This window comes from Homoserinimonas sp. (assembly GCF_056262345.1).
Map to the genome: position 1 here is coordinate 1 of NZ_JBACFR010000153.1, position 2,168 is coordinate 2,168.

Consider the following 2,168-nt stretch of genomic DNA (forward strand, 5'->3'; position numbering starts at 1 on the left):
TGCTGCGTTACGATAGTCCGAGCGAAGGGGAGTATCCCTAGGGGCTTAGGCCCTATGTCGCGGTCGTCAATACGGTCATCTCTGATGCTGGCCCGGCCGCGATGGCGTCGAGACTGTTGCCGACGCGGGAGAGACTTTCGGACTCTGTCCTGCCTCCCATGAATGGATTCCCATGGAACTTGCCCTGCCCGCCTGGTTCGAAATCGGCTCGCTCGTTGTCTTGACGGCGATCATCGTCTTCGACCTTGTCCTCGCCTACAAGCGCCCACACATCCCCACGGTCAAGGAGTCCAGCCTCTGGATCGGCTTCTACGTGGGGCTCGCGCTCCTCTTTGCCGCCCTCATGTTCATCCTGGGGGATGCCGAACATGGCGGGCAGTTCATCGCCGGTTGGCTCACGGAATACAGCCTGAGCATCGACAATCTCTTCGTCTTCCTCATCATCATGTCCCGCTTCAAGGTGCCGCGTAAATACCAGCAAGAGGTGCTCATGGTGGGCATCGTCATCGCGCTTGTGCTGCGCGCGATCTTCATCATCCTTGGCGCTGCGATCATCGAGAACTTCAGCTGGGTGTTCTACATCTTTGGCGCATTCCTGCTCTTCACGGCCTGGAACCAGGCGTTCACCGGGCACGAGGACGAAGAAGAGAAGGAAAGCAAGATCATTGCGTTCCTGCGTCGCCGCATCAGCATCACCGAGGATTTCGACGGCGGCAAGCTGCGCACCGTTGTCGACGGCAAGAAGGTCTTCACGCCCATCCTCGTTGTCATCATCGCGCTCGGCACCACCGACCTCGTCTTCGCGCTCGACTCGATCCCCGCAATCTTCGGAATCACGCAGAGCCCGTTCATCGTGTTCGCCGCCAACGTGTTCGCCCTCATGGGCCTCCGCCAGCTCTACTTCTTGCTCGGTGACCTGATCGACCGCCTGGTCTACCTCAAGTACGGCATCGCCTTCATCCTGGCGTTCATCGGCGTCAAGCTCGTGTTCCACGCGATGCACGCCAACGAGCTGCCGTTCATCAACGGTGGAGAGCCGATTCTGTGGGTCCCCGAGATCAACACGTGGCTCTCACTCGGTGTGATCGTGGCCTCCATGGTCGTTGCCACTGTCGCGAGCCTGATCAAGCTGCACCGCAGCCCCCTGGCTATGCCGCTGGGCGCGCCGAACTTCCACGGCGAAGAAGAAGACGACGAGAAGCCCAAGTCGCACTAGCGCCCGGTGTTCAACGCAGGGATGATTGCTACGGTGCGGGAGATCACCCCGCCCACAGGATGCAAGGGGAGCCTGCGTGGACTATGAACTGACACTGTCGGTGGGTAGCCTGCGCCTGGCCGTCTCGTCGGCGTCCGACCTTGGCCTCGTTCGCAAGGTTAACGAAGACAGCTTTTTTGCGGACCCTCCCGTGTTCGTCGTTGCCGACGGTATGGGAGGGCACTCGTTTGGCGATAGGGCCAGCCAGTCCGTGGCCGCGACGTTCGCTGCGGCCTCTCCGCCGCAGGGCTTGCCCTCGGTCGAAGACGTCGTCAGCACGATTCGCGATTCCAACTCGGCCGTTGTGGGCTTGGCCGGGGACGATATCGTCGGCACGGTTTCCGGCACGACCCTCGCCGGGCTCGCGCTCATCGCGGCGGGCGATGACTGCCACTGGATGGCATTCAACGTGGGCGACAGTCGCGTCTATAGCTGGGACGGGCGCGTGCTCGAGCAGGTGACGGTCGATCATTCCGCCGTTCAAGAGCTGCTCGATCTGGGCGAGATCTCGCTTCGCGAAGTGGCGACCCATCCGTTTCGCAATGTCGTGACCCGGGCCATCGGCGTCGGCATCGACGTTGACCCGGATGTCTGGCTGTTGCCGCTCGGCGGGCGACAGCTCTTTCTCGTCTGCTCCGACGGGCTCACCAAGGAGCTCGACGACGACCAGATCGCGAGCATCCTGGCCGATCGTTTCCACCTTCCGGAGGGGCAGAGCGTTGCCGATCGTCTTGTTGCGGCTGCCCTCGCGGCTGGCGGCTCCGATAACGTGACCGTGGTCGTGGTGGATTCCGAGCTCGTTGGCTCGGTTCACACGGCCGACGAAGAAACCGTCGACCGCGGTATGCCGCATCACCTCGAAGAGACCCGACCCAGAAAGTAGTCACATCCGTGAGTCACCTCCGCTATTTCC

The 2,168-nt window shown here is 61.9% G+C and carries 2 protein-coding genes; both read left to right on the forward strand.

The window, feature by feature from the left end:
• The first annotated feature begins 172 nt into the window (after positions 1–172).
• On the forward strand, positions 173–1,216 hold the full coding sequence (locus tag AC062T_RS07595) for a TerC family protein (RefSeq protein ID WP_476028800.1): 1,044 nt from the start codon (positions 173–175) through the stop codon (positions 1,214–1,216).
• A gap of 76 nt (positions 1,217–1,292) precedes the next feature.
• On the forward strand, positions 1,293–2,138 hold the full coding sequence (locus tag AC062T_RS07600) for a PP2C family protein-serine/threonine phosphatase (protein ID WP_476028802.1): 846 nt from the start codon (positions 1,293–1,295) through the stop codon (positions 2,136–2,138).
• Positions 2,139–2,168: the final 30 nt, after the last annotated feature.

Excerpts from the sequence above, each read along its gene's own strand:
- AC062T_RS07595 (WP_476028800.1), top strand. The coding sequence starts at position 173 with ATGGAACTTGCCCTGCCCGCCTGGTTCGAAATCGGCTCGCTCGTTGTC.